This is a genomic window from cf. Phormidesmis sp. LEGE 11477, from assembly GCF_015207105.1.
GTDB lineage: Bacteria > Cyanobacteriota > Cyanobacteriia > Phormidesmidales > Phormidesmidaceae > Phormidesmis.
Map to the genome: position 1 here is coordinate 1 of NZ_JADEXO010000188.1, position 7,116 is coordinate 7,116.

Annotated in this window: 8 protein-coding genes; 1 reads left to right on the plus strand and 7 read right to left on the minus strand. The window is 50.1% G+C overall.

Annotated features, from left to right (window positions below):
* Positions 1-61: 61 nt before the first annotated feature.
* Entirely contained in the window at positions 62-694 is a 633-nt protein-coding gene (locus tag IQ256_RS27865; RefSeq protein WP_228025358.1) for a DUF6714 family protein, read from the minus strand.
* A gap of 204 nt (positions 695-898) precedes the next feature.
* On the opposite strand from IQ256_RS27865, the gene IQ256_RS27870 reads away from it, so the two are divergent.
* Positions 899-1,435, plus strand: coding sequence for a hypothetical protein (locus IQ256_RS27870; RefSeq protein WP_193858953.1), 537 nt, complete (start codon positions 899-901; stop codon positions 1,433-1,435).
* Here IQ256_RS27870 and IQ256_RS27875 read toward each other — a convergent pair.
* The 6 genes from IQ256_RS27875 to IQ256_RS27900 all read right to left on the minus strand — a co-directional run bounded on the left by IQ256_RS27875 (position 1,408) and on the right by IQ256_RS27900 (position 6,434).
* Positions 1,408-2,568, minus strand: a complete 1,161-nt coding sequence (locus IQ256_RS27875; protein ID WP_193858954.1) for a glutamate--cysteine ligase — start codon at positions 2,566-2,568, stop codon at positions 1,408-1,410. The genes IQ256_RS27870 and IQ256_RS27875 overlap by 28 nt on opposite strands.
* A gap of 57 nt (positions 2,569-2,625) precedes the next feature.
* Complete coding sequence (locus IQ256_RS27880) at positions 2,626-3,561, minus strand: ABC transporter substrate-binding protein (protein ID WP_193858955.1); 936 nt, start codon at positions 3,559-3,561, stop codon at positions 2,626-2,628.
* Entirely contained in the window at positions 3,548-4,495 is a 948-nt protein-coding gene (locus IQ256_RS27885; RefSeq protein ID WP_193858956.1) for an ABC transporter ATP-binding protein, read from the minus strand. Before IQ256_RS27885 ends, IQ256_RS27880 begins: the two co-directional genes overlap by 14 nt.
* A 2-nt stretch (positions 4,496-4,497) precedes the next feature.
* Positions 4,498-5,529 (minus strand): iron ABC transporter permease, encoded by a 1,032-nt coding sequence (locus tag IQ256_RS27890; protein ID WP_193858957.1) that lies wholly within the window; start codon positions 5,527-5,529, stop codon positions 4,498-4,500.
* Positions 5,530-5,689: 160 nt separating this feature from the next.
* The gene (locus tag IQ256_RS27895; RefSeq protein WP_193858958.1) at positions 5,690-6,187 is read right to left on the minus strand and encodes a DUF3368 domain-containing protein; all 498 of its coding nucleotides are present in this window, start codon (positions 6,185-6,187) and stop codon (positions 5,690-5,692) included.
* Entirely contained in the window at positions 6,180-6,434 is a 255-nt protein-coding gene (locus IQ256_RS27900; RefSeq protein ID WP_193858959.1) for a UPF0175 family protein, read from the minus strand. The genes IQ256_RS27895 and IQ256_RS27900 overlap by 8 nt, the downstream gene beginning before the upstream one ends.
* Between the last annotated feature and the right edge of the window lie 682 nt (positions 6,435-7,116).

A 7,116-nucleotide genomic window follows, 5' to 3' on the forward strand; every position in this document is an offset into this window, starting at 1 on the left:
GTAGCTAAAGTGCTTGTCCGGTATGAATTCTAGAAAGTCTTTTAACCCGAACTTGCGTTGATTAAGAAGCGGGTAGAAACTTTTGCCAGTATCGGTCTAGCGCCGATCTGATCTGAGCGTCCTGAAAATCTTGCGCCTGCAAGATGGGCTCAATATCTTCTGGAGACAGTCCTCCCTTAGTCAGAGATGCTTTCATCCACTGCTTTTCAAGTGCTTCTTGACGAGCAGACTCAAACAACAGAAAGTGGGCGATCGCTCTGCCTTGCGCCGCTGTAAACAGCTTGAATTTTTCAGGAATTCCGCCCTCGCTCAAACCTTGATCGAAGTAAGTAAGATGAAAAACGACTGAATCGAACGTAGTGGAGCGATGTATCGACGCTTCATCATCGATATGCCTCAAATACCAAACCATGTAGGCCGGAATGTAATATCGAAATCCTTTGTCATCTAAAAAGCTCAGAACAGCGTCGGTCAGGCGAATGTCGCTTTCAGGCACTGCTTGCCAAGACTGCTCTGTATCTCGGGCTCTAGCTTTGGCCCTCTCTTCGGGGCCGCCGTAGTCATCTAGTACCGTAGCCTCATGCAGCGTCACGCCCTCCTCACGAGAAACGCCCTCAAACGCGAGCGTGATTTCTTGAATCAGGGCCTGTTTTCGCTGTTCATAGAATGCTTTTTCCATGGAAGCTCCACTCATAGCCATAGATACGTAGTATTAAAAGAGTTAGATACGTAGTATTAAAAGAGTTTAACTTGGCCATGACTGCGATCACACATATAGCAGAGCGCGGATGCATTCGCACTTTGCTATGGCACTTTGCGTTATAGAACAAGGGATGCAGCCTTTCGTGGTGTAGTCAGCAAAGTGCGGAAAGCTATATTACTCAAAACAGACGCTATCGTGACCTATCTCTATCATCTTGTCCCCAAGAATCTGACTGGTTCAGTCCTGTATCCACTCAATACGCTCAAGCAAAAGTTCCCTAGCCAATATGCTGAGCACGCCAAAAAATATGCTGGGCGAGAGATACTTACCCGGCAGCTTATTCCACCTCTAGACTGCTTATGGAACGATGTTTTGCATTTCTCTCCGGTGCATCCGACGCTGATTCGAGCAGGGCTGCTAACAGCAGGCTTTGAACTAAGGCCCATGCAGTGGTTTGAAGCCGATCCTATTGCCCTGGCATTCAATCCAAACAACACGACTATCTACCTGCATCCACCCAAAGACCGTCTCGATTTTACGAAGATGGCAGATGATTTTCAGCCCTTTGACTATGAATTGCTAGAAGATTTTTCTGGCTTGCCTGCGGCGACGCTTGCCTATTATCGAGAGAGTAAAGAAGAAAACCGCTTTCCTCTACTTTTTCACCGAGTTCCACATGTGCTGTATCGAGGTAGCTTATCGATTCAGAGCCTGCGTGTCATTAGGGCATAATTTTCACTGGAAGGTTGTTGCTCATAGCCTTGTTGTAAAATATCAACAATCGATTCACCTCGTTTGTAGGTTTCGATCATTTTGTGAGCAGGGCTATATCGCTGGTTGAGTTTTTCTTGTAATTTGGTTAGGCGATCGCGCTCCTCAGCATCCAATTCTACCTGGTTAACCGCCGCTAGTATCGCCTGCGCCTGATCGTAAACAGTCTTGTCAGCAAATCCAAACCGAGCCGAGTGCTGATGCCACTTGGCATCTGGTGTCGTGGCTCTTCCCGGCAAGCTTTGATCTAACACTAGTCCTTTTAGCAAAGTCAGCAAGCTGCCATACAGCTCAAAATCTCCACAGCTATCAAAAGCTTTGAACTCGATCCGGCCTACCTCCGCTGGAATCCTAGCTAGCTGAGTCAGCGACGGCATTGAATCGATTAAATCTGTTGTCTGTGCGACAAAGACCATAGCCGCCGGTCGCGCCCCGGTTCGGTAAAAGGTGCGAGCTGAAAGGCCAGGCCACAGACTACCCTGATAAAAAGGAGAGCTGTAGCTAAAAGGGATAATAAACGGGCTGTAATACGTCAGCTTGCGGCCAATATCAACGAGCTGCGTCGGCGTCAGCCCTGCGGCAGACAGGTTCAAATCAGGCCCCTGCGTCAGCATCGGAATATGTGCGGTTCGCATCTCTGGCGATTCCTGTCGACGCTGTTGCTCGTAATGGTTCAGCGGCGGTGTGGGGATAAATTCAGCTCGGTAGGGATGAAAGCTGGTCAGCGCAGGCAAAAAGGCAGATTTTTTGGCTGCGATCCGCAGTCGCTCGAAGCTTTCTCTCAGCTCCGAAAGCGTATCGTCAATACTGTCATGTACCGTTGTGCGAATCTCTATCCCTTTAGGCGGGCAGTCGATCACTTCACCCTTTTGATCAAAGCGCTCAAACCCTTCTACATACCAGCGCTTAAGCTTGATGCCCGCATCACCTACCCGGAGCTGAGGGTAATCTTGATCGTAATGCGGCAGTCTAGCGACAATTGTTTCAAACTCGGCAAACGTCGTATTAGCAAAGTCGGCGAACTTTCCATCGGGCCGAATAAAAGCGACCTCATGTTCTATCCCAAATTTAAACGCTCTAATATTAAAACTCATAGCACCCGATTGTTATAGTCTTTATTCAATTTGTTTTAGCTAGTCAATTTGTTTTAGCTAGTCAATTTGTTTTAGCTGGTCGCAGGCAGTTTCAATGCTGGCAAGGCTGCCGGGATTCACTAGCCCAAAGTAGTCGGAAGTAACCACGTTACCAGACTGAGTAGCCTGTAGCTGACTCCAAAACGGCTCTCCTTCTAGCTGCGAGAGTAAATCTTCTTGAGTATCTATGATAATGAGGCTATCAGGGTCTGCTTCGATCACTTTCTCTGCTGAGAGGGTCACATAGCCGTCAAAAGGGCTTTCTCCTTGCAAGTCGGCAGACAGATTTTGAATGTTCATTTTTGCGAGAAAGTCGCCTGCCCAGCTATCTTTATTGGGTGAGAGTAGAGGCTGACGACTCACTAATACGAGAGAAGTGGTCTCTTTTTGAGGCACGTCCGCTAGACAGTCCGCATATCTATCTAGCAGCGGCTGCGGATCGGCTTCGGTTGTGGCAGCTATTGCTGTTGTAAAGTCGCTGAGTTTCTCCCAGCTATCGATATCGATTGTTAATGTCGAAATATCGAGATCGCTGAGTCTTTGCAGCGTCTTGTCCTGTAACCCTTTTGCGCCAATGACTAAATCGGGTGATAGGGCAACAATTTTCTCTAGATCGGGCTCGACGCGACCGGAGCTGACAGTCTCTATATCGGCAAAGCGAGAATCTTGGGTAATGATAGGGCTGCCTGGGATGCCGACTAGCCTGTTTACATCGAGAGTCGCCACTAGATCCGCACTCAATGAGGTAAGTGCAACAATGCGTTCAGCAGGTTCATTCTCTAGGGCTGTTGCTTCACCTGTTTCTGATGGCGCTGATGAGCTATCAGGCTGGCTAGCGTCGGCGTTGGCAGTGGTTTCTGGTGGCGGACTACAGGCAAAAGTAGTAGTGAGAAGACTGGCGAAGATACCTATGAATAAGCGCTGTTGAGATCTAAGAGATTTATTGGTCTGCATAAGATGGGTCTGCATAAGTGGGGCTCTTGCTGCTGTCGATCTGATTCTGTGGGCCTGGGATCTGTGGGTCTGAGATCTGGTTTGGTATTTGTAGGTCTGGGATAGAAGGCGCTGTGGCTGTCTGTGAGGCGGCTAAAGGGCAAATTTGTAGGCCGACGGGCGTATCTAAAATAGCGGCGTCTACGTCGAAGACCTCCCGCATGATTTTGGGCGTGAGCATACTGGGCACCGAGCCGACTGCCCACAGTTTGCCGTGACGCAAGCAGGCAATGCGATCGCTATACCGAGCCGCTAAATTAATGTCATGCAGCACTGTGATAATCGAAAGCCCCTGCTGCTGATTGAGCCTTTTGAGCAGCTCTAGTAGCTGGAGCTGATAGTGAATATCCAGGAAAGTGGTGGGCTCGTCTAATAGCAACACTTGCGGGTCTTGAGCTAGGGCGAGTGCTAGAAAAGCCCGCTGCCGTTCACCGCCTGAGAGTTCGCTGACGGGTCGATCGCGATATGATTCCATCTCAGTCCAGGCCAGTGCGATCGCGACTTTCTCTAAACTTTTTGCATCTAGATCCCATTGCCACCAGGGCTGATGTGGCGTGCGACCGAGGCTGACGAGCTGTTGAACCGTCAGGCCAGCGGGCAAAACCTGCTGCTGTGGCAAGAGGGCCATTTGCTTAGCCACTTCAGCCGATGGCAGCGTATGAATGGCCTTGCCATTGAGCAGCACAGCGCCTGCCTGAGTCGGTAAAATTCGGCTGAGCAGCCGCAGCAGTGTTGACTTTCCCGATCCGTTGGCACCGACCAAACTCAGCCACTCCCCTCGAACCAAAGTCAGATTCACCGCTTCGATAATGCGCTTGTCGTCATACCCGCCAGAAAGCTGCTGCGCTTCTAGTGGCGATGATGATGGCGTATCTAATGACCCATTTAATGACATCGCTATAGCCCTCCTGCTAGGCGACGACGGTGATGCAGCAGCCACAAAAATACGGGCGCGCCCATCACCGCAGTGACAATGCCAACCGGCACTTCTGTGGGCCCAAGCCGAGCGAGCAGATCGGCCACCGCCAGCACCAGCGCTCCGCCCAGCGCAGAAAAAGGCAGTACCAAACGATAGTCTGTGCCCACCAGCAGCCGAATGCCGTGCGGCACAATCAGGCCGACAAAGCCGACCAGGCCAGCAATGCTGACAGCACCTGCCGCCAGTAGGGTAGCGACTAAGCCGATGAGAACGCGCGATCGCATCAAAGAAGTCCCCAATCCCACCGCCAGGTCTTCGCCTAAGCTGAGCACATTGAGCTGCCGCGCTAGCAAACACCCGGCAAATAGCGACACCACCATACTCGGCCCAGCCACCGTAATTTCTTGCCAGCTGCGACCGTTCAAGCTACCAATTAGCCAGCTCAACGCCGCCTGCGCCTGACCATCAGGAGAGAGCAACAGCAGCATCGATTGCACCGCGCCGAACAGTGAGCTCAGCGCCACCCCGCCTAGAATCAGCCGCTCCACCGAAATTCCCGTTCCCGTTCGCGCCAACAGATAAACGATAATAATCGTCACCACGCCGCCCAGCCACGCCCCCAGCGGCAGCCAAATTTGCCAGATCCCTAGGCCCAAGATCGCCACCGCCGCCAGCCCAGACCCGGCAGAAATTCCCAGCAAAAAGGGACTGGCCAACCCATTTCGCAGCATCCCCTGCAGCAGTGCGCCCGAGACCCCTAAGGCCGAGCCCACCACCAGCGCCGCGATCACTCTGGGCAGTCGCAGATCCCATACAATGGTTTGATAGCGCGGGTCGCCCTCACGCAGCAGCGCTAGGCTAAACTCATGCCAGCTCAGTTGAACCGAGCCCTGGGTAATTGACAAAGCAAAGACAGCGAAAAGTGCTAGTAATAGCGCTAAACCCGCTAGCAAAGGGGAAATACGAGCTTTTTGGGGCGCGAGACTTTTCGGCGGGCTGATAGTTTGCATGGGCGACCTCCTAATGCTTTTATATGTAGCATTAAGTGAGAATCAATATCAACAAGTTCGCGATACTAGCGAGGTGTTACTAGGCCGAGCTGCTGACGCCAATAAATATTTTACTGAGTTTGGTATTGGTGAGTATGGCTTTTGAGTTTTAAAGGGCTCTCTACGATTCGCCTGACTGAGCTAGGGCAGAATCGACTACTGTTTGGCTAAGTCGAATATTGCGATTCAGCATATTGGCGATTGCCACTTTCACAGACATTGTCGGATCTTGTCGTTTTGCTTTGAGCAAGATGCCTACGGAACCTGTCACAGCAAGATTGTTCAACCTAGCAACTCTACGGCCTACTACCTCATCTATGCAAACGGTTTCGATAGACCTATTCAATGCTAGCTGAATAACAGAAGCTTCGCCTAAGTCCAGAGAATTCCGCAAAAAGGGCTTAATCTCAGTCAGCCTTCTCTCTTGCATTAGCCAGGTTGCAGCTTGAAACTCTGCTACGCCAAAATTACTTAAACCCCCTCGTAAAACTTCCTGCTTCACTTCAAAGGGAACCACCACTTCTTTATACAGAACTTGTAGGCGGTCTAGATTTCCCCAAGCCGCTATCAGTGAGATCAGCGGTGAGGTATCAACTACAATTATTTGGGAATTAGGCATTGGCAATATCAGACAAAAGCTCGGCTTCTGTCAAATCGATCATAGGTACTCCATAATCAGCAAGCTTCAGCAGAAAAGTAGCTCGATCTACGCCAACTAGAGTTGCTGCCATCCCTGAAGACAGCCGTTTCATCTCAAATAGCTTGACAGCCATTGCCCACTTCGCCTCTTGCTCGAATTGTTCTGGAGTAATACCTGCGACATCTGGAAATGTTTCTGGATAGCTAACGGTTAGCTGGTACGCCATAGGCTTTCTTTTAGGAAGGCTGTTTTCTACAAACGACTTGCACAACCAGAACAAGACCTAATCGATCTCATCCAAAGGCTATGCCGCCTATGAAAGATTTACTTTCAATCCCTAAGAGGGGTTTTGAGTCGTTTCGACAGAACATCGGTCAAACGCTTAAGCGTGAGCTTGAAGTTTCAATCCCTAAGAGGATTTTAGAGTCGTTTCGACTTGCCGCAACTGGCGCGAATCGGGTTTATGTAGCGTTTCAATCCCTAAGAGGGTTTTAGAGTCATTTCGACGGCATCCGCCCCAAGCTTACAAACATTACCTTAATGTTTCAATCCCTAAGAGGGTTTTAGAGTCGTTTCGACGACTCACGGTCGCCCTCGTAGGGGACGCTGTAGATTGTTTCAATCCCTAAGAGGGTTTTGGAGTCGTTTCAACCTTAGCACGACTGGAGAACTCTAAACGGTACTTGCTGTTTCAATCCCTAAGAGGGTTTTGGAGTCGTTTCAACAACAGTAATTTAGATCTTCGGAAAATGAACAATACGTTTCAATCCCTAAGAGGGTTTTGGAGTCGTTTCAACCTGCCGCGTGGTGGTCGTTCTCTATCGAACACGTTTCAATCCCTAAGAGGGGTTTGGAGTCGTTTCGACCACTAAGCGCTGCGAGTACCCAGATGGGAAGTTTCTGATTAG

What these genes read in the sequence shown, in the direction of transcription:
- IQ256_RS27865 (WP_228025358.1), bottom strand. Translation starts at nt 694, where the DNA reads ATGAGTGGAGCTTCCATGGAAAAAGCATTCTATGAACAGCGAAAACAG.
- IQ256_RS27875 (WP_193858954.1), bottom strand. Translation starts at nt 2,568, where the DNA reads ATGAGTTTTAATATTAGAGCGTTTAAATTTGGGATAGAACATGAGGTC.
- IQ256_RS27880 (WP_193858955.1), bottom strand. Translation starts at nt 3,561, where the DNA reads ATGCAGACCAATAAATCTCTTAGATCTCAACAGCGCTTATTCATAGGT.
- IQ256_RS27885 (WP_193858956.1), bottom strand. Translation starts at nt 4,495, where the DNA reads ATGTCATTAAATGGGTCATTAGATACGCCATCATCATCGCCACTAGAA.
- IQ256_RS27890 (WP_193858957.1), bottom strand. Translation starts at nt 5,529, where the DNA reads ATGCAAACTATCAGCCCGCCGAAAAGTCTCGCGCCCCAAAAAGCTCGT.
- IQ256_RS27895 (WP_193858958.1), bottom strand. Translation starts at nt 6,187, where the DNA reads ATGCCTAATTCCCAAATAATTGTAGTTGATACCTCACCGCTGATCTCA.
- IQ256_RS27900 (WP_193858959.1), bottom strand. Translation starts at nt 6,434, where the DNA reads ATGGCGTACCAGCTAACCGTTAGCTATCCAGAAACATTTCCAGATGTC.